General features: G+C 41.4%; 16 protein-coding genes. 14 read left to right on the top strand and 2 right to left on the bottom strand.

Annotation, left to right across the window (positions count from 1 at the left end):
* Positions 1–6 precede the first annotated feature (6 nt).
* The 11 genes from AP75_RS07315 to AP75_RS07265 all read left to right on the top strand — a co-directional run bounded on the left by AP75_RS07315 (position 7) and on the right by AP75_RS07265 (position 9,785).
* The gene (locus AP75_RS07315) at positions 7–228 is read left to right on the top strand and encodes a heavy-metal-associated domain-containing protein (RefSeq protein ID WP_002981097.1); all 222 of its coding nucleotides are present in this window, start codon (positions 7–9) and stop codon (positions 226–228) included.
* A 264-nt stretch (positions 229–492) separates the two neighbouring features.
* Entirely contained in the window at positions 493–672 is a 180-nt protein-coding gene (locus tag AP75_RS07310; protein ID WP_002981096.1) for a hypothetical protein, read from the top strand.
* 268 nt (positions 673–940) lie between these two features.
* On the top strand, positions 941–1,816 hold the full coding sequence (locus tag AP75_RS07305; protein ID WP_088264053.1) for a DUF3347 domain-containing protein: 876 nt from the start codon (positions 941–943) through the stop codon (positions 1,814–1,816).
* 14 nt (positions 1,817–1,830) lie between these two features.
* Positions 1,831–2,136 carry a hypothetical protein gene (locus tag AP75_RS07300; RefSeq protein WP_031503033.1) on the top strand — a complete coding sequence of 102 codons (306 nt, stop codon included), beginning with the start codon at positions 1,831–1,833 and terminating at the stop codon, positions 2,134–2,136.
* A 39-nt stretch (positions 2,137–2,175) separates the two neighbouring features.
* Complete coding sequence (locus AP75_RS07295) at positions 2,176–4,275, top strand: heavy metal translocating P-type ATPase (RefSeq protein ID WP_221404534.1); 2,100 nt, start codon at positions 2,176–2,178, stop codon at positions 4,273–4,275.
* Between the two features lie 6 nt (positions 4,276–4,281).
* The gene (locus AP75_RS07290; protein WP_031502089.1) at positions 4,282–4,947 is read left to right on the top strand and encodes a DUF3347 domain-containing protein; all 666 of its coding nucleotides are present in this window, start codon (positions 4,282–4,284) and stop codon (positions 4,945–4,947) included.
* A 19-nt stretch (positions 4,948–4,966) separates the two neighbouring features.
* Complete coding sequence (locus tag AP75_RS07285) at positions 4,967–5,482, top strand: DUF305 domain-containing protein (RefSeq protein WP_242589783.1); 516 nt, start codon at positions 4,967–4,969, stop codon at positions 5,480–5,482.
* 25 nt (positions 5,483–5,507) lie between these two features.
* Complete coding sequence (locus AP75_RS07280) at positions 5,508–5,927, top strand: hypothetical protein (RefSeq protein ID WP_034735335.1); 420 nt, start codon at positions 5,508–5,510, stop codon at positions 5,925–5,927.
* A 32-nt stretch (positions 5,928–5,959) separates the two neighbouring features.
* Entirely contained in the window at positions 5,960–6,415 is a 456-nt protein-coding gene (locus AP75_RS07275; RefSeq protein WP_031502091.1) for a heme-binding domain-containing protein, read from the top strand.
* Positions 6,416–6,428: 13 nt separating this feature from the next.
* A complete protein-coding gene (locus AP75_RS07270; RefSeq protein WP_088264049.1) occupies positions 6,429–8,702 on the top strand; it encodes a multicopper oxidase family protein in 2,274 nt (757 codons plus the stop codon).
* A 261-nt stretch (positions 8,703–8,963) separates the two neighbouring features.
* Positions 8,964–9,785, top strand: a complete 822-nt coding sequence (locus AP75_RS07265; RefSeq protein WP_088264073.1) for an RteC domain-containing protein — start codon at positions 8,964–8,966, stop codon at positions 9,783–9,785.
* A gap of 7 nt (positions 9,786–9,792) precedes the next feature.
* On the opposite strand, the gene AP75_RS07260 is transcribed toward AP75_RS07265, so the two are convergent.
* Entirely contained in the window at positions 9,793–15,237 is a 5,445-nt protein-coding gene (locus tag AP75_RS07260) for an N-6 DNA methylase (protein ID WP_088264046.1), read from the bottom strand.
* On the bottom strand, positions 15,224–15,661 hold the full coding sequence (locus AP75_RS07255) for a DUF1896 domain-containing protein (RefSeq protein WP_031504389.1): 438 nt from the start codon (positions 15,659–15,661) through the stop codon (positions 15,224–15,226). Before AP75_RS07255 ends, AP75_RS07260 begins: the two co-directional genes overlap by 14 nt.
* A 274-nt stretch (positions 15,662–15,935) precedes the next feature.
* On the opposite strand from AP75_RS07255, the gene AP75_RS07250 reads away from it, so the two are divergent.
* Genes AP75_RS07250 through AP75_RS07240 form a run of 3 tightly spaced genes read left to right on the top strand, consistent with a single transcriptional unit; the run spans position 15,936 to position 19,098 of the window.
* Positions 15,936–17,042: a DUF262 domain-containing protein gene (locus AP75_RS07250; protein ID WP_088264044.1), complete on the top strand. Its 1,107-nt coding sequence runs from the start codon at positions 15,936–15,938 to the stop codon at positions 17,040–17,042.
* Positions 17,039–18,190, top strand: coding sequence for a DUF3696 domain-containing protein (locus AP75_RS07245; protein ID WP_031504387.1), 1,152 nt, complete (start codon positions 17,039–17,041; stop codon positions 18,188–18,190). Before AP75_RS07250 ends, AP75_RS07245 begins: the two co-directional genes overlap by 4 nt.
* Before the next feature lie 5 nt (positions 18,191–18,195).
* Positions 18,196–19,098 carry a hypothetical protein gene (locus tag AP75_RS07240; protein ID WP_088264042.1) on the top strand — a complete coding sequence of 301 codons (903 nt, stop codon included), beginning with the start codon at positions 18,196–18,198 and terminating at the stop codon, positions 19,096–19,098.
* Positions 19,099–19,150 lie beyond the last annotated feature (52 nt).

Here is a 19,150-nt window from a genome sequence, read left to right as displayed (position 1 = left end):
TTAACAATGGAAAATAAACAATTTCAATTCAAGACGAACATCAATTGCGGAGGTTGTATCGCATCTGTAAAACCGCACTTGGACAAGGCAGAGGGTATCTGCCATTGGGAAGTGGACACTGCCAACAAGGACAAGGTACTTACAGTGAAGTCCGAGGGCATTACCGAGCAGGAAGTAATATCGACCGTGCAAAAGGCAGGCTTCAAAATTGAACCTTTGGACGCCTAAGCCAACAACTTTTTGAAATGCCCTTTTTCCGACCGAATTTTCTATGAGGTTGGGTTGCTGAAAAAGGGCATTTTATCAATTCTGAAAAAAGGCGATAGGTTATTGCGTATATGGCATTTTTTTGTCCATATAGCAAAAAAAAACGTAAAACGATATAAAAAACCAATCTAATTTGTAACTTTGTTGCGTTGAAAAATTATAGAATACATATAGGCATTTTGACATTGTTCTGTTTGGTTTTCTTTATGATGCCAAGTCAGAGCTATGCCTGTTCCAAAAATTCAACAAAGACCGAGCAGTCTTCCTGCTCAAAGGAGAAATCCAAAAAATCAGAACATAAAAAAGGTTGCAAGGGCAAATCCTGTAAAAAATGCAAAAGTGACAAATGCGGGGGCGGCTGTTCACACAACTCTTGCAGGTGCGGTGCTTCAACCACTTCCCTAAATGTCCCAACCATAATCGAATTAAAGGCAAAAAATCACTTAGCAGCAGCTAAAAAGCAAAAATTCGGTTTCAAAGAAGCCTACTATTCTTCGGGCTTTTTCTCCATTTGGCTACCGCCTAAAATAAGCTAAAACTATGGCCTGATAGCCATAGGTGTGTCCTGTCAGAAGCTGTTCCGGCTTTTGCAAATCCCCTATTTGTATCATTTACTTAAAATTTAAAACAGAAACGGGTTTATCTATCCCCCGTTTCTCAAAATGTAATTATTATGAAATCATTATCAAAAATAGTGATGGTAATCGCCGTGTTACTATCATCAATAAACGGCTTCGCACAAATCAAGAATGCGAAAACAGAAACCGTAAAGATTTACGGCAATTGTGGTATGTGCAAAACCACCATCGAAAAAGCAGGTAACGTAAAAAAGGTAGCCAGCGTGGACTGGAACAAAGATACCAAGATGGCTACGCTCACCTATGACGGCGACAAAACAAATCAGGATGAAATCCTGAAACGTATTGCTTTGGCTGGTTATGACAGTGAGAAGTTCCGTGCGCCGGATGACGTATATGCTAAACTGGCTGGTTGCTGCCAGTATGATAGACCCGTGAAGACGGTTGCCAAAAACAAGGAGGCGGGAATGGACATGAATGCCGGACATGGCAATCACGACCATAGTCAAATGGCAGCTAACAAAGATGCAGCCCAAAACCAATCACAGCTAAAGGCTGTATTTGACAACTACTTTTCAGTGAAAGATGCTTTGATAAAAACCGATGCGGCGACCGCATCTGCCAAAGCCGCTGAATTGGCTGCATCCCTTAAAGCAGTCGATATGAATAAGCTATCGGCAGAGGAACATACGGCTTGGATGAAAGTGATGCAGGACTTGACGGCCAATGCGGAAAGCATTTCAAAATCAAAAGATGTTGCAAAACAAAGAAGTGCTTTTGCGGCACTTTCGGGAAGCAACTACACACTGGCCAAAGTGTCTAAACAGGATACTCCCGTTTATTACCAGCACTGCCCTATGTACAATGGAGGTAAGGGAGCCAATTGGCTAAGTAAAGAGAATGCTGTTAAAAACCCATATTACGGCTCACAGATGCTTACCTGCGGCAGTACGGTCGAAACCATTAAATAACAGGTCTGAAAGCTATGGTACAGTACAATGACATGGTGCAGGCGCTTAAAGACCTAAGACAGCGTGGATACAGTATGGACTTTAGTCTGTTGCCGGACTGCCTGTACTGTGCGTCAAGGAGCCTGAAACTAAAACCGGAGGATTTTACGGTTACGGAAACCCATAGGTTTGAAAGCCTCTACAGCAGTCCTGATAACAATGCCGTGATTTATGCCATATCGTCCAATGATGGTAAGAATAAAGGCGTACTTGTGGATGCCTATGGTGCTTATGCCGAAGAAATGACCCATGAGATGGCAAAAAAATTAAGTGCAACATAACTTTTAAAACCCCTTATTATGAAAAAATACACGTGTCCCATGCACCCGCAGGTGCTAAAAGACGAACCAGGCAAATGCCCGCTTTGTGGCATGGCACTGGTTCCCGTTGGCGGTAGCTCAGTTTCTCATGTACAAAAATCAGGACATGGGCATTCCGGGCATTCTCAACATGGCCATGCTGACGAAAACTTTAATAAACATGAGGGACATCATACAGGTGATTTCCTCACTCGTTTTTGGATAAGCCTTGTCATTACAATCCCTATACTGCTCCTGTCGCACATGATACAGCAATGGTTAGGTTTCTCGCTTGCTTTCAATGGCGATAAATATGTGTTGCTGGCATTGGGTACGGTGATTTATTGCTATGGAGGCTTACCATTCCTAAAGGGAATGATTGGCGAGGTGAAAGCCAAAGCCATAGGGATGATGACACTTGTTGCTATCGCCATATCCGTAGCCTATGTCTATTCCGTAGCCGTTGTATTTGGCTTGCAGGGCATGGATTTCTTTTGGGAACTGGCAACCCTAATTGACATCATGCTGTTAGGGCATTGGCTGGAAATGCGTTCCCAAATGGCTGCTTCACGGGCATTACAGTCATTGGTAGCGTTACTGCCCAACGATGTTACCGTGGAACGAGGCGGAGAAGCTGTAAAGATAAAGCTAGAAGACCTGCAAAGCGGTGAAACGGCTATCATAAAACCGGGTGAAAAAATTCCAGCCGACGGATTGGTTCTGGATGGGCTTTCATATATCAACGAGAGTATGCTTACCGGAGAAAGTGTTCCCGTAAAAAAGGAAAAGGACGGAAAGGTCATCGCAGGCTCTATCAATGGTGATGGTGCGCTGAAAGTTAAGGTAACAGCCGTTGGAAAAGACAGCTACCTGAACAGGGTTATCAATCTTGTGCAGGAGGCACAAGCTACTAAGTCCAATACGCAAAACCTTGCGGACAAAGTTGCCAAATGGCTCACCTTTATTGCCATTGCCGTGGGCATAGGCACATTTGCCTATTGGTATGCAAGCAGTGGAGATATTGCCTTTGCGCTTGAAAGAATGGTGACGGTAATGGTAACGGCCTGCCCGCACGCATTGGGCGTGGCTATCCCGTTGGTGGTCGCCATTTCCACAACGCTATCGGCGACCAATGGTCTGCTCATCCGCAACCGCACAGCATTTGAAACCACCCGAAAACTTTCCACTGTCATTTTTGATAAGACCGGAACGCTCACCAAAGGTTCCCATGCCGTAGAAAAGGTTATACCGTTAACAGACGAATATAATGCCGATGAGGTTATCCAGTATGCTGCCGCAGTACAGCAAAATTCGGAACACCATATCGCCAAAGGCATTATGGCTACATTGAAAGAAAAGAGCCTTGCCTTATGGAAGTCTGAAAACTTCAGCTATATGCAGGGCATAGGTGTTAAAGGTGTTGTGAACGGGAAAAATGTCGTAGCTGGCGGCCCGAATTATTTCACCGAAAACCACCTTTCCCTGCCTGAAATTCCAAACGAAATCAATCAAGAGGCCGAAACGGTCAACTTTGTCCTCATTGATGACCGGGTAATCGGCATCATTACTTTGGCAGACAGCATCCGGGAGGGTTCGGCACAGGCGATTGAGGAACTCAAAAAAATGGGCATCAAGTCCTTTCTGCTCACCGGGGACAACGACAGGATTGCTGCTGCCGTAGCCGGAAAATTGGGTATGGACGGGTATTTGGCTAATGTGCTTCCGCACAACAAGCAGGAGAAAGTAAAGGAGTTTCAGGCAAAAGGCGAAATCGTAGCAATGACTGGTGATGGTGTAAATGATGCACCTGCACTGGCACAGGCAGATGTGGGCATTGCCGTGGGTTCCGGTACGGACGTGGCTGCCGAAACAGCGGATATCATATTGGTAGACAGCGACCCGAGGGATGTGGTCAAACTGATTGACTTCGGCAAACTTACCTACAAAAAGATGGTACAGAACCTGATATGGGCGGTTGGCTACAACGTGGTGGCAATACCGCTTGCGGCAGGCGTACTCTATCCGAATTTTGTTTTAAGTCCCGCTATGGGTGCTGTGCTGATGAGTGTAAGCGCCATTGTAGTGGCTATTAACGCAAGTTTTTTAAAAATCAAAAAATAAATAAAAATGAAAAATCTAACATTATCAATCATTGCTGTTATCATGGCATTTGTAACAGTATCATGCAATCAGGCATCCAACAAAAACGAGCAGTCTTCAAGTGATACTGCTGTTGTATCACAAGAACAGTCAGCTTCCCAACCAAAAGAGGATGATACGGTAGCTGCGCCCGTTGTGAGTGAAACTCCGAGCGGTCAGGAAGCAAAAGCAACAGGAAAAGAAGAAGCAAAAAACTTTTCTATTGCGCCCATAGTTACCGATTATCTATCATTAAAGAACGCACTTGCTTCAGATAATGACAAAGCTGCCGCCAATGCAGGAAAAAAGCTGTTGGGTACTTTGAATAAGGTGGATATGAAAACTATTCCAGCCGATAAGCATAAAGAGTTTATGGAAATTTTTGAAAGTGCAAAAGAAAATGCCGAGCACATTGGCGAAAATGCTGGGAAGATAGACCACCAAAGAGAACATTTAGCGTCGCTTAGCGAAGATTTGAAAGACCTGGTTAGTTTGTTCGGCACATCACAAACATTGTATCAAGACCATTGCCCGATGTTCAATGACGGGAAAGGAGCTGTTTGGTTCAGCGAAAACAAAGAAATCAAAAATCCTTACTACGGTTCAAAAATGATTAGCTGCGGTAAGGTACAGCAAACAATTAACGGTAAATAAATTTAGGGTTATGGATAATATGCAGAACAACCACCATACAGGTCATGCTTCAGGGCATGGTGCGCACAATTCAAGCCATGTTTCAGCCATGTACAAACGCTTTGCGATTATGGCTGTCGTAATGTTCGGTGCAATGTATTTTATTATGTACGCTATGATAGACGGGTTGCGCAACCTTATACCCAATATCAACAATTTGTATATGACCCTGCTGATGACTTCGGCAATGTTGCTTATCGAATTAGTGGTAATGAAAGTGATGTACGCTAACAGGAAAATGAACTGGATGATAGCCATATTTTCAGTCGCCGTTGGCATCTTTTCATGGTTTGGTATAAGGGAGCAAATCAATGTGGGGGACAAACAATTTGTAAAAGGTATGATACCCCATCACGCAGCAGCAATATTGATGTCCGAAAAGGCAAAGCTGACCGACCCGGAACTGATACAGTTGCAAAAAAACATACTTGAAACCCAAGCGGAAGAAATTGAATTGATGAAGCGCAAGCTGAAAGAGTTTGAAGAAAGTAAATAATAAAATTTCAAAAAATAGTTTTAACATGAGCAAAATAATAATTTGCTTTATTTCCTCTTTAACTCTGCTATTCACCGCTTGCGGGCAGACAGGGTCAAATAAGGATGAAGCGGCACAGCATCATTCGCAGGCAACTCCGGCAAGCCACGAACATGATGTCCAAATAGGCGAATTGGTGCCATTGGATGAAGTCTGCATGGTAAATGATGCCTATATGGGCAAAAAGCAGTTTGAAGTAAAATTTGATGGTAAAACCTATTACGGATGTTGCGAAATGTGTAAGGAACGTATTCCAAAAGATGCGACCGTGCGGATGGCGATAGACCCCTATTCCCATAAGCAGGTAGACAAAGCTAATGCGGTGATTGCTGTGACAGGAAATAACGGTGAAGTTTCTTATTTTGAAAACAAGGAGAATTATGCCAAGTATGTGAAAAAACAGTAGACACAAAAAGATGAAGCCACAATAAAATAATTATGACCATAAAGAAGAAAATCATATTGGGGCTGGCTGTCGTCCTGATTGCCATACAGTTCTTTCAGCCCTTACGGAACCAGGCGGTTGAAGTGCCAGCCACCCATATCGAAAGAGTGTACGCCGTACCCCAAAATGTAAAGGCTATCCTTGTTCAGTCCTGTTATGACTGCCATAGCAACAATACCCATTATCCGTGGTACAGCCGTATCCAGCCCGGCGCATGGTACATGGCAGAGCATATAAAAAAGGGGAAAGAGGAACTCAACTTTAGCGAATTTGGCGACTATTCTGTCCGCAGGCAGCGAAACAAGTTCAGGGCTATGGCCGGGCAGGTTAAGGACGGGGAAATGCCGTTGTCATCATACACACTAATTCATCGCAATGCAGTATTGTCACCGGAGGATAAGCAGGTTTTGATAGCGTGGTTTAGGACAATGGAAGACAGCATTAAATAAAATTTTTCAAATCATGAACAGATATAATAAAATACCTATAAGAATTTTGCAAACAGTGCTGATACTGCTTTGCACGCAAACGCTGTTTGCACAGAGAGTGGTGCATTACGAGCTGTATGTAAAAGATACGCTTGTCAACTATGCAGGTAAGCAAAAAAGGGCAATTGCCGTAAACGGGCAAATCCCCATGCCCACCCTTACCTTTACCGAGGGCGACACTGCCGAAATAGTGGTGCACAACCAATTGAAAGAAAGCACATCACTGCACTGGCATGGTGTGTTCCTGCCCAATAAAGAAGACGGTGTGCCCTGGCTTACACAAAAACCCATCGCACCGGGTACAACCTACACCTACCGTTTTCCGATTATCCAGCATGGCACGCACTGGTATCATTCGCACTCAGGCTTGCAGGAGCAGATAGGCATGTACGGTAGTTTTATCATGAAGAAAAGAAGCGATGATAAGACATTCAGAAAAGGAATTGATGATTTGCCGACCGTTCCAATTATATTAAGTGAGTGGACAAATCTTAACCCCGATAATATCAACCGTATGCTACACAATGCAAATGATTGGGCGGCCATTAAGAAAGGCGCAACACAATCATATGTTGAAGCTATTAAGGAGGGAAAATTAGGGGTAAAGGTAAAAAACGAGTGGAAGCGGATGCTGGCGATGGATGTCAGTGACGTTTACTATGATAAAATCCTAATAAATGGTAGCCATAGCACCGATTTGAAAACAATTGATGGTAAAAAGCTAAAAGCAGGCGACAAAGTCAGATTGCGTGTTTCCAATGGAGGGGCGTCTTCATATTTCTGGCTACGGTATGCTGGAGGAAAAATTACAGTAGTAGCTAATGATGGGAATGATGTTGAGCCTGTAGAGGTGGACAGGTTAATCATTGCCGTTTCTGAAACTTACGATATTGTAGTGACTATCCCTCAAGATGGTTTGGCTTACGAGTTCTTAGCAACAACCGAAGACAGGACACAATCTGCGAGTTACTTTATAGGTGATGGGGTCAAACAGCTTATTTCTCCACTCCCACGATTGAAGTATTTCGAGGGGATGAAGATGATGAACGATATGATGAAAATGAATGGCGATTTGAACGATATGGGCATGAAGATGAGCCTTAACCAAATGGACATGAATGTAGTGATGTATCCCGAAATTACCGGAGATGCAACAAAAAAAGCAGACCACAGTAAGCATGAGGGTATGGATATGGATAACGACGCTAACCGTTACAACGCTAATGCCTTGGGAGACATCAAAACATTAAATTATGCTATGTTGCAATCACCTTATAACACCTCTCTTCCAAATGATGCGCCTGTAAAAGAGTTGAAATTCACACTTACTGGCAACATGAACCGCTATGTATGGAGCATGGATAATAAAATACTTTCGGAAACTGACAAAATACCTGTAAAAAAAGGAGAAATTCTACGGATTACCATTTATAATAATTCAATGATGCGGCATCCAATGCATCTTCACGGATTTGATTTCAGGGTGATAAACGGAAAAGGCGAAAAATCGCCGCTTAAAAATGTGTTGGATATCATGCCTATGGAAACAGATACCATTGAGTTTTTAGCAAATGAGGAAGGTGATTGGTTCTTTCATTGCCATATATTATATCACATGATGGCGGGAATGAACAGGGTCTTTGAAGTTGGAGACTACAATAACCCCTATCTACCCGATAAGGCAAAAGCCTATAAAGAATTGCAAAGAGAAAGTAATATGCCTCATTTTATGGCACAAAACGATTTTGCAACCAATGGTAATGATGGAGAAGCTATGCTAATGAATGCACGCTACCAATTAGGAACAGAATGGCGTTTAGGTTACAATGATATGCACGGCTACGAGGTAGAAACACATTTAGGTAGGTATTTGGGCAGAATGCAATGGTTTATGCCATTCATAGGTTTTGACTGGCGTTACCGCAGACTCGGTATTGATGAGCACGAAAAGAATTTGTTTGGGCAAAGAAATGAGAAAGACACCCGCAGACAGTTTAGCTTAGGATTTATCTATACGCTGCCGATGCTGGTCAATTTTCAGGCAGAAGTATATCATGATGGAATTGTGAGATTGCAGTTAATGCGTGAAGATATACCAATTTCAAAAAGACTAAGAGGTGGTTTTATGGTGAATACCGACTTAGAGTATATGGGAGAACTTAGGTATATCATTAATAAGAATATAGGGATACGTACCCACTATGATAGCGATATGGGCTTTGGTGTGGGGCTGGCATTGACTTATTAAAATTAAATAACTAAGGGTTGTAAACTGCATAACCGTAAAAAAATATCGGTAAAAAAAAGGAGGTGATGCAGGTGTAATTCGCAAAGACTAACCTGCATCATACTACAACCCTTTAAAGTATGCAACAAAAATCTATCTATCGTTCCATCATCAATACGGTAGAGGTTGAATTTTTTTAAGCAGTAATTGCATCATAAGCTAATACGAACAGTGTTAGCTTTTCTGTATTAACCAATAATATATTACATCAAAATGAAGCGAATGGATAAATTTTACAATGAAACATATCTTAAATTGGAAACTGCAATCCAGGAACTGGAGATTGAAACCGACTGCCCCATAAAAAGAATTGAAGCCGTTATACACCATATCATACAAAGCCTTGCCGACTTAAAGGACTTTGTACTGAAAAATGACTTTAAGAATATGGAAGAAGAAATCCATTTTTTCAAGTATCAGAAACCTGTTATTGTTTCAAAGCTCATCTACTACAATGCCATCTATAAAATCGAAACAAGAAGACCCTACGGGAACAAGCGTACCAAGAAATATTTTACCAAAGAACTGAAAAAGCTAAAAAGGTTCTTTGAAAACAACCTTGATTTTTACAAGTATTACCGCAGCAATAATTCTTTCGTTGACGAAAAATTCTTTGTGCGTGGCATGCACGATATAAGGCTGTGGTTAGACACATTTTATTTTGAAGCAGACCATCGTTTTTCTACTTCACACGATTATAAGGTTGCCAAGATTATTGCCAATGACCTGATACAAGTTTATTTGGAAGACAGGTTAAATAATATCAATCAGAAAAAGGTTTCAGACAATTCGTTGAAATGGACAGCAAGTAAAACTGCACTCACGGAACTCATTTATGCACTGTACTCCCACGGTGTATTTAACAATGGGAATACAGACATAAAATTGATTGCCAAAACTTTTGAAGATGCCTTTAATATTGAATTAGGCGACTTTTACCACACGTTTATGGAACTGAAAGCCCGCAAAATAAACCGTACAAAATTCCTTGACAATCTGTGTGAAGCACTGATAAAGAAAATGGACGAGCAGGACGAAAAGTAAACAACCCTTACAATACGCCCCGTGGCAAATGAACGCCTTTTGTCCGTATAATGCTTTCCTGAACCGTTGGAGTTTCTTTCTGCTTTTCTGCCTGCTCCAGAGCATCTTGTTTGGTTTCCGGTGTAATAGATAGCTGTATCTTTCTTTCTACGGCAGCCAGTTCCGTTTTAAGCTCACTCAATCGGCTTTCCTTAGACCAAGTACCGTTAACCACTTCTTGAAGTATAGGCAGGTCTTTTTGTATTTCAGCAATCTTCTCTTGTTCCTGCTTCACAAAGCCCGGCAATTTTTCCAAAGCCCTCAAAAAATTCATTGTGGCAGTTTCGGGGTCTTTTGCCATTATACCATTGTTGTATGTGTACTTGATATTGCCATCGCCCTGAATAAAGAAACGGTTGTACTTTTCAACAAGACTGCTGCTGTCTTTCTGCGTCATTTCTGTTTTTACCAATAAGGTAAAACCATACAGTGTACCGATTTCATCATATTGCCCCCCGGTGAGTGCTTTGTCCGCAATCTCGTTCAGCTTTGCACCGATTTGTTTCGGATTTGCATTAGGTGGCAAGCCATCCAACAGCACAGGGTTTTCGATTGTACCGTCCGAACGCTTTTGTAGGCGTTGCTGTAAGTTTTCCCAGTCGGTACTCATCCGGTTCAAACGGGATTGAGTGCTTTGCAACATTTCCGTATAATCCTGTACCTTAAATTTGGCACTGGATTTAGAACGGTTGAACGCCTGCTTTTCGCTTTCCAATCCGGCAATCTGTTTTTCCAGTTTGGCTTTATCCAAAAGGTCTGTATTTCCTGACAGGATTGCCACATATTCCGAAAAGTTCATTCCTGATTTTTCATCCATACTTCCCTCGTCAATCGTTCTTTTGGTCAGGTTGTTGGTCTTTAACTGGTCTATGAAAAGCTGCTTATTGTACAACAGGTTAAACTTGTAGCTATCCAAAGATTTCTCAACGGCATAGATGATAACAGCCACTTTATTATCGGCAAAGAATTTGGCAATCTCATTGCCTTTTCTTACAGCCCTGCCATCACGTTGGGCAAGGTCAGACGGTCGCCACGGCGTATCTAAGTGATGAACGGCAACGGCTCTTTTCTGTGCGTTTACGCCAGTTCCAAGCATACTTGTAGAACCGAACAGCACACGGATTTTGCCCTCATTCATCCCGTTGATAAGTTCCCTACGTTGCTTGTCATTTTTCGCCTCCTGAATAAACCTTACTTCATTCGCAGGTATGCCGTGGTCTTCCACGAGCTTGCGTTTGATTTCAGAGTACACATTCCATTCGCCTGGCTTGTAGGTTCCCAAATCCGAGAAAACGAACTGCGTTCCTTTCTGTGCGTTGAACTGGTTATAATACTTGGCAATATTTGCCGCACAATGCGAAGCCTTGTTGTCGGGATGGTCGTCGTAGATACCGCTTACCATACGCATATCGAGCGACATCTTACGGGCGTAGTCCGTAGCAATGAGCATCTTTGCTTTTTCTTCCCTTTGCGATAATGGTTCTCTACCGAGCAAAGTTGCATTGCCCGTTTTGGCAAAAGCCATCAGGCTTTGTATAAAGGCTTCTTGGTCGGGCGTTGGTGGTATGTTGTACAATACCTCGTTCTTATTGGGGCGGTCAATACCAATATCCTTTGCCGTCCTGTAATCCGTGATTTCAGAATAGAACTGCGCCAGTTCCGGCACTTTGATAAAGTAGCGGAAACGCTCTTTAGCGACAATATTGTTAGCTACCGAAAATTCATAATCGGTCGTTTTCCTTGCATAGATAGCTGCCCACGCATCAAAAGAATGAATGCCTTGCTTTTCCAATGCACGGGGGCGCAGGTATTTGAACAGCAGGTACAGCTCCGTTAATGAATTGCTGATAGTTGTACCCGAAAGAAAGGTTGCGCCCATATCTGCATTGGTACGCTCCTGAATGGTGCGGATGGCAAAAAGCAGGTTCAGTGCCTTTTGGCTGCCGTCCACCTTACCCAGTCCGGCAACCCGTGTATGACGGGTGTTGAACATCAGGTTTTTGAACTGGTGGCTTTCGTCCACAAACAAATGGTCTATGCCCATCATCTTAAAGTCCACAATATCATCTTTGCGGTTTTCAATATCGTGTTGCAGCGTTTTCAGCTTTACTTCAAGATTTTCTTTCCGCTTGATTACCCCGGCGAGCATTCCCCTTGTCACTTCCTTGCCCTGCGATTTCAGGGCATCGAGATTGCGCTCTACGCTGTCCAGTTCTATTTCGAGGATTTCCTTTTGTATTTCGGGCGATTGCGGTATCATTCCGAACTGGTCGTGCGTAAGTATCACGCAATCCCAATCATTATTTTTAATATCCCCGAAAATCCGCAGGCGTTTTTTCGGCGTAAAATCATCAATACCCGGATAAAGGATTTTGGCGTGTGGATAGGCTTTACGGTAGTCTTCGGCAATGGCAGGTATATTTGCTTTCAGCCCGATAATCATCGGCTTATGGGCTAATCCCAAACGCTTCATTTCCTGCGCTGCGGTACACATTATCAGCGTTTTTCCTGCGCCTACTTCGTGGTCGCAGATAGCACCGTTGTTCAGCTTTATCATCCAAACGGTGTCCTTTTGACTTGAATACAGGTCTTCAATGCCTGCTCCCTTGCGGTCTAATCCCGGAAATTCCTGATGGCTTCCGTCATAGTTTGGGCGAACGAAACAATTAAAGGTATCGTTGTACTGGTCGGTCAGCCTGTTTTTAAACTCATCGTTCTGTGCGTGTAGCCAGTCGGTAAAGGCGGTACGGATTTCGTCAATCTTGGTGTTCGCCATTTGTATGGCTTCCATATCCCGTACTTTAACCTCTTGGTCGCCAACCATTACTTTTTTGGTAATATCAGGCGTGGTATTGACAAGGGCGTGTTTAAGCAGGGCAATACCGTCAAACGTGCGGCTTTCCGCTTTGACCGCATATTTTTCCCAAATGTGCATATTGCCCTGATGACACTTTACGGAAAAGTCGTCGGAGCTTTCGGAGTAATGAACCAGTACATCCGCATCGAACAAATGCGAAGCGAAACGGGCATAAATTCCGGTAGGTATCCACCGTTCGCCGAGGTTAAAATCCAGTTCCTCAAATTCGATACGTTTTGGTCGGGCTTCCTCTAAAGCGGTAAGGCTTTCTTTGGCTTCGGTATCATCGGGATAGTTTTCGAGATAGGCTCTTACTTCATCTGCTTTCTCCACCACGTTGCCTGCAATCCAACGTTCGGCTATTTCATATTCCTGTTGTAGCGGATTGTAGAACAACCGCCCGTGCAGGGCTTCTTTCAGGGTATCGGCAGGCAGGCTGCTGATTTCGGACATAAAGTCCAAATCCACATTTCCGTATTTGTTCAGGGAGGCAGCTAAAGCCTCTTCGGGATTGTCGGTTGCTAACGTAATGGTAGAAAAGCTAACGGGACGGCTGAAAATATCCGCTTTATGGATTATGCCGCCAATGACACGCTCCAGATAGGGGATTTCTTTACCTGCACTGTCTGTTTTTATCAGCTTGGCATTGTCGGCAGTATTGAGATTGCCGTATTTTTTGGTAAAGGCATCGTACAGCAGGTTCAGGGTTTCCCGTTCTTCCCTGTGTTCGGTCTGTTTTTCAGCTTCTTTTTGGTACAGGTTGATATAACTGTCCCTTACGGCTATGTAGGCTTCGGCTCTTGCTTTCTGTGCCGACGGCAATTGCAATGGATGAAAGATAGCTTTTTTGTCTTCCTTATCCACCTCTTGCAAATAGCCGACCCAACCGTTATCCACCACAAGGCAATCATTCCGGTGGAATAATTGCAGTTCGCCGCTATACGGAGCAGGTTCAGGAACGGTGTTAATATCGGTAACGGGAATGGCAGTCTTATCAGACTGGCCATTGCCGTTTATTTGTGAAAACAGGTCGCCGATGGCTTCCTGTTTTTTGCTGTTTACTTGGCTTTTTCCATTGGTAGCACCATTGGATTTTAGCGGTGTATAAGGTTGCTGCCTGGCACTGCTGAACAGGTCGGGTTGACGACCTATTGTGCCTCTTCTTTTATTACTACTTTGCCTTTTGTTTTGGGTAGTTCTTTTAGGTGGAGCAAGCACCATTACAGGCTCACCCGCACTTTCAAACAGGTCAAAAATGCTTAGTTGTTTTAGTTCCTGTGGGCTTTCCTGATGGACTACCGGAGTGGTTATAAGCTGCGGTTTTTGCTGAACGATTGCAGGGTCTATGACCGGAGGTGTAACCTTTGGTTCAATCGGAATTTGTATCATAGGCTCATCATTGCGTTCGCCTTTGTATAAATTCAAATTCAGATGGTTCCCTAAATCTTCGGAAAGCATTTGTTTCAAATCTTTGGCAATACCCTCAACACCGTCTTTATGCGTATAGATTAAGGCAGGTTGACCGTATGGGTCGGTATCTAATTTTTGGTCGGTATGGATAATTCTTGTACCGTCCTGAAAGAGCGCATTGCCCGGCGTATTGTATTCGGTTGGCTTGCTTTGGCAAAACAGATCTTCCCTGTCGGTCAGATTTTGTTTTGCCGTATTTTTTTGCAGGATAATCAGGTCGCTGCCCACTTCCGTACCTGCATATTCGGTAAACAGATTGTTGGGCAGTCTTACAACCGAAACCAAATTATTATCCTGCATCAACGCCCTGCGTATGGGTTCGTTCTTAGGGCTATTCAGAATGCCCTGCGAAGTGATGTAAGCCAACAAACCACCCTCACGGAGCATATCAGCACCTTTCAGAAAAAAGTAATTGTGTATGCTTCGGGCAGCCTGTACTTTGGCATCGTCCCTGCTTCGGGAAAAGGATAAATCGAATACGGAAGTATCGCCAAAAGGGATATTACTGGCAATTATATCATAGCTGTTTTGTTCCCTTTCGGGGATTTCTTCAAAACCGTTTATACGGATATTGCTATCGGGGTAAAGCTGCTTTAAAATCTTGCCTGTAAGCAAGTCCTTTTCATAAGCGGTAACACTTGCTTTCTGATTTTCCGAAAAGGATTGGATGAATGAACCGATACCTGCGGAGGGTTCGAGGAATTTATCAATGTGCAGACCATTATCCCGCAAGGCAGATGAAATGGCATCTATAACCTTTGGCGGTGTATAAAAAGCCGTCAGTACGGAACTTTTCATACTGTCCACATACCTGCGGTATTGCTTATCGTCTTGGGAATTTTCTTTGAGTAGTTGGTGGAGTTCCTGCGTGAGTGGAAAAAGGTCGTGTTCTGTTTTTCTCCAATGATTGATATCTATTTCGTTTTCTATGGGGTTCAGAACGAATTTAAGACCGCCAAATCCGTTGTATCGCATCATTAGCAGTCTTTCGCCTACGGTGGCTTGCCGTTTCTCCTTTTCCAGTTTAAAAACAATTCGCAGGGCATCAATATTCTGTTGGAGATGGAACCGTTTACTGAAGCCCATTTTCCTCAATCCATATTGAGATGGTTCCAGTCAGTTCGGTGTAGAGTACATCAAACTCATACCCATAGGCGAAATCATCGGTTAATTTGTATCCTGCGAAAACAGGCTCACATACAGGGAACATTTTCAGGGCGAACAGTCGCAGTTCCTCGTCTGCCATTATGGTATCAAACTCATTGCATACCACTTTGAAAACCGTGTCGAACTTGGAGAAGTGCAAGCCCTCAAAAAGTATGTAATTGGCTATTTCGTCGCATTGCTCAACGGCGTTTCCCGAACGGAAAGCACCCTCATAAGCATTGGCAGCCCACGAAGACCGTTGGTCTATAAATTTTTGGTCGTGTGCCTTTTCGGGAAAGCTGCTGTTTAATAATTCTTGCAGTCGTAATCTGAAATACGACAGGTCTTTTTGCTGTACATCCATACTTTATTTGTTTAGAATTTTACTTAAATTCTAAAATTAGATGCGGGAGCGAATGCCTTTGAGAATGTGGTAGGGTTTGGCGTTGAGTGGCGGGATTTGGCGTAAGGTTGTTAGTAGGGAGGAATTTAATTTGTACTTTTGGGAAAATAAGTATTGTAATTCAGCCTAATTTTAACATAATCACCAATTATATTGGGAATATGTCTATCCCTCTATGAATGAAAATTATAAGCACATAAAATACTATATTTGTAATATTTAGAACCAAAGTAAAATGGCAGAACCATTAAACGATATAATAGAATTTGACAAGGACACAGAGCTAGAAGATGGCAAAACTGATGGCGGTTTATATCCTTATGACCCAGCTTATACAGAAATTGAAATTGGAGAAGCTCCATTTTCAATTTTTGAGTATTTAAGACAACTTGAAAAAGGGAAAATAGTTGTTCAGCCAGATTTTCAAAGGAATCAGGTATGGAATAATACACAAAAAAGTAAATTCATCGAATCAATTTTATTAAATTTTCCGTTACCACCGATTTACTTAAATGAAACAAAAGAGGCGCAGTACATTGTCATTGATGGGTTGCAAAGGACAACTGCACTTAGTCAATTTTATTCGGGTAAAATTACTTTGGGAGGGCTTGAAGCATTGCCAAAATATAACGGTGAAACATTCCAAAGTTTACCAGAAACACTTCGTTCAAAGTTTGAGGACAAAAAACTTACAATTTTTGTTTTGAAACCTTCTACGCCAATGGTTGTTATTTACGATTTATTCAACCGAATCAATACTGGTGGGACACAATTAAATAGACAAGAGGTTCGCAATTGCATTTTTATTGGTAACTCGACTAAACTTTTGAAAGAACTTTCAGAACAACAGTATTTTAAAGAAGCAATAAATTGGGGTATTAAAGACACAAGGATGAAAGACCGAGAAGCGGTTTTGCGTTATTTGGCTTTTCGGTGGTTTAATTATCAAGATGAATATACAGGAGATATGAGCGATTATGTTGAAACAGCAATGAAGCGAATCAACAAACTTGACGACAGCAGAATTGAAAAAATGAAAGCCGATTTTGAGAGGGTTATGAAATGGTCTTTTCAGATTTGGGGAAACCGAAATTTCAGAATACCAACAGAACAAACAAGAGGAACAATTAATACTGCCATATTAGAATCGGTCTGTAATTATATAGCATCAAAAAACGATGAGTTTCTTGAAAAGAATATAACCCAAATTGAAGAAAATTATGCTGAATTAATTAACAATGATGTTTATTATGAATCTGTTACTAAATCTACAGGAAACAAAACAAAAGTTCTTGATAGATTCAGATTAGCATATGAACTTTTAGAAAAAGATACAAAATGATTAAAGGATTACAGATACAAAACTTCAAATGTTTTCAAAATTCACCATTGTTTAATTTTTCAAAACTAAATTTACTCACGGGGATAAACGGCAGAGGAAAATCTTCATTGCTTCAAACGTTTCTTATTCTATCGCAATCTGCACGTAAAAATTCTGACCTTAAACAACTGTTCATTAATGATGAATTTGTTCAACTTGGGAACTTTGATGACATTAAGAACAGCGAAACTACAAGAGAAAAAAATATACAATTCAATTTAAAATTTTACTCTGCTCTTCTTAAAGAAGCAAAATTTGAATATACGGAAAATGAAACAGATGCTTTGCTCGCAGACTTACAAGAGATTTCAATAATTGATTCAAAAGATATAGTAAGCACACAACAAAAAGCGACAAAAGAGCAAAACGAAAATGTTATAATTCTTGCCGATATTCTTAGAAAAATTCACTTTGTGAGTGCTGACCGTCTAGGACCAGTTAAGTATGTTGACAAAACCAATCTGCCTGAATTTATACACGTAGGTACTACTGGCGAACACAGTATAAACATATTGCACAATTCAGATAAGTTGCCATTAGTAAACGACAATTTATATTTAGGGCAAGACTCAAAATCTGTAATTCAGCAAACAGAAGAATGGTTAAACTATATTTTAGAAGGTGCAAAAATTGAAATCATCGGTAAAGATAAACAAAGTAGCGTTTTATCTCTACTGATAAATAGTAGGAAAAATTCTTACAGTTACAAACCAAATAATGTTGGATTTGGATATAGTTACATTTTACCATTGGTTTTGACGGGTTTAATTGCAAAAGAAGGAGATATAATTATTGTAGAAAATCCTGAAGCTCACTTACACCCAAGAGCGCAATCAAAAATCACAGAGTTCTTCGCAAAAGTTGCGTCGTGTGGTGTGCAGGTTTTTATTGAATCACACAGTGAACATATTTTGAATGGTTTGCGAGTTTGTGCTTTAAACCCAGAAGTAAAAATTTCCCATAACGACATTTCCATCACTTACTTCAACGAGGGGTTTACGCCTAATACTTTGTCAGTTGATGAAAAAGGAAAAATCGAAAATTGGCCAGAAGGATTTTTTGACCAGCAGGAAATTGATTTGGCAAACATTTTTAGATTTTCAAAGTAAATCCTATGGTTGCAGAGTTATACATAGTAGCGGAATCATTCGCCAACAATACAAATTTGGCAACATCAGAAATTGAAACTAAAACAAAAACACTTGCAGAAGATTTTGTTCATATCCGAAAACATAACGATACGAATAAGATTCTTGTTCACCCCGATATTTACAATGTGAATTTTTTGAATGGAGTTTTGCTTTCTGATTTATTGTTCAATCCGCAAGTGGCAAAAACACATATTGACCGTGATGTTTACAATGCGTTGCAAAGAATTATCGTTGAGTCTGCCACAACAAACACTACTTCACAGGAAGTCATAGAAGTTCTTTTGCCTGAACACGATGAGAATCTTTGTCACGGTTTAATTGCGTTCAATCCCGTCGCAAATGTAAATCCTGAACTTCAAATAGTTTATCACTTAAACGGTTGGTTTGATTTCAGACGGCACTTTTTGGGATTGTATCCTAAGAATGAAAATTTTTACATTGACGAGTGTATCAAGTATTTTCCGAATCTTTTCTTCCACGAACGCAATCGTGAAAGCATTAGAGCCATACTTAATGATTGTCCAAAGAAGATTGTCTATCATTTATCAGCTCTTAATGACAAATTAAAAAATATTGACACAACAAACAGAAACAGAACACAGATATTGGAAGTATTTTCAACTACTGCCGCGTTAGACGAAACAGCATCTTTAGAAGGTAATGCAGCACGTAAACCCGATTTTACATTCAGTTTCAAAAACAGTCTGAACGAAGCCGAAGAAGTTTGTTGCGAGCCTCATTTGAAACTTTGTTATAGTGACACGAGTAATGCTTACTCTAATGACAGAAGAATTTATTTTCACGAAGGGTTGCCGAATATACAAAACGGAAAAATTTTAATCGGACATATAGGACAACACCTATAAAAAGGACGAATTATGCAAGTTTTAAAAGAGTAAGAATTTTGAAATATTCTAT

Origin of the sequence: Kaistella haifensis DSM 19056 (assembly GCF_000735695.2) — a bacterium.
Lineage (GTDB): Bacteria > Bacteroidota > Bacteroidia > Flavobacteriales > Weeksellaceae > Kaistella > Kaistella haifensis.
The sequence above is the reverse complement of the archived record's forward strand: the minus strand, read 5'-3'. Positions and strand labels throughout refer to the sequence as shown.

Bases quoted from the DNA above. Each gene is read 5' to 3' on its own strand.
- AP75_RS07300 (WP_031503033.1), top strand. From the start codon at position 1,831: ATGGTACAGTACAATGACATGGTGCAGGCGCTTAAAGACCTAAGACAG.
- AP75_RS07260 (WP_088264046.1), bottom strand. From the start codon at position 15,237: ATGGGCTTCAGTAAACGGTTCCATCTCCAACAGAATATTGATGCCCTG.
- AP75_RS07270 (WP_088264049.1), top strand. From the start codon at position 6,429: ATGAACAGATATAATAAAATACCTATAAGAATTTTGCAAACAGTGCTG.
- AP75_RS07310 (WP_002981096.1), top strand. From the start codon at position 493: ATGCCTGTTCCAAAAATTCAACAAAGACCGAGCAGTCTTCCTGCTCAA.
- AP75_RS07240 (WP_088264042.1), top strand. From the start codon at position 18,196: ATGGTTGCAGAGTTATACATAGTAGCGGAATCATTCGCCAACAATACA.
- AP75_RS07315 (WP_002981097.1), top strand. From the start codon at position 7: ATGGAAAATAAACAATTTCAATTCAAGACGAACATCAATTGCGGAGGT.
- AP75_RS07285 (WP_242589783.1), top strand. From the start codon at position 4,967: ATGCAGAACAACCACCATACAGGTCATGCTTCAGGGCATGGTGCGCAC.
- AP75_RS07290 (WP_031502089.1), top strand. From the start codon at position 4,282: ATGAAAAATCTAACATTATCAATCATTGCTGTTATCATGGCATTTGTA.
- AP75_RS07280 (WP_034735335.1), top strand. From the start codon at position 5,508: ATGAGCAAAATAATAATTTGCTTTATTTCCTCTTTAACTCTGCTATTC.
- AP75_RS07255 (WP_031504389.1), bottom strand. From the start codon at position 15,661: ATGGATGTACAGCAAAAAGACCTGTCGTATTTCAGATTACGACTGCAA.
- AP75_RS07250 (WP_088264044.1), top strand. From the start codon at position 15,936: ATGGCAGAACCATTAAACGATATAATAGAATTTGACAAGGACACAGAG.
- AP75_RS07265 (WP_088264073.1), top strand. From the start codon at position 8,964: ATGGATAAATTTTACAATGAAACATATCTTAAATTGGAAACTGCAATC.
- AP75_RS07295 (WP_221404534.1), top strand. From the start codon at position 2,176: ATGCACCCGCAGGTGCTAAAAGACGAACCAGGCAAATGCCCGCTTTGT.
- AP75_RS07305 (WP_088264053.1), top strand. From the start codon at position 941: ATGAAATCATTATCAAAAATAGTGATGGTAATCGCCGTGTTACTATCA.
- AP75_RS07245 (WP_031504387.1), top strand. From the start codon at position 17,039: ATGATTAAAGGATTACAGATACAAAACTTCAAATGTTTTCAAAATTCA.
- AP75_RS07275 (WP_031502091.1), top strand. From the start codon at position 5,960: ATGACCATAAAGAAGAAAATCATATTGGGGCTGGCTGTCGTCCTGATT.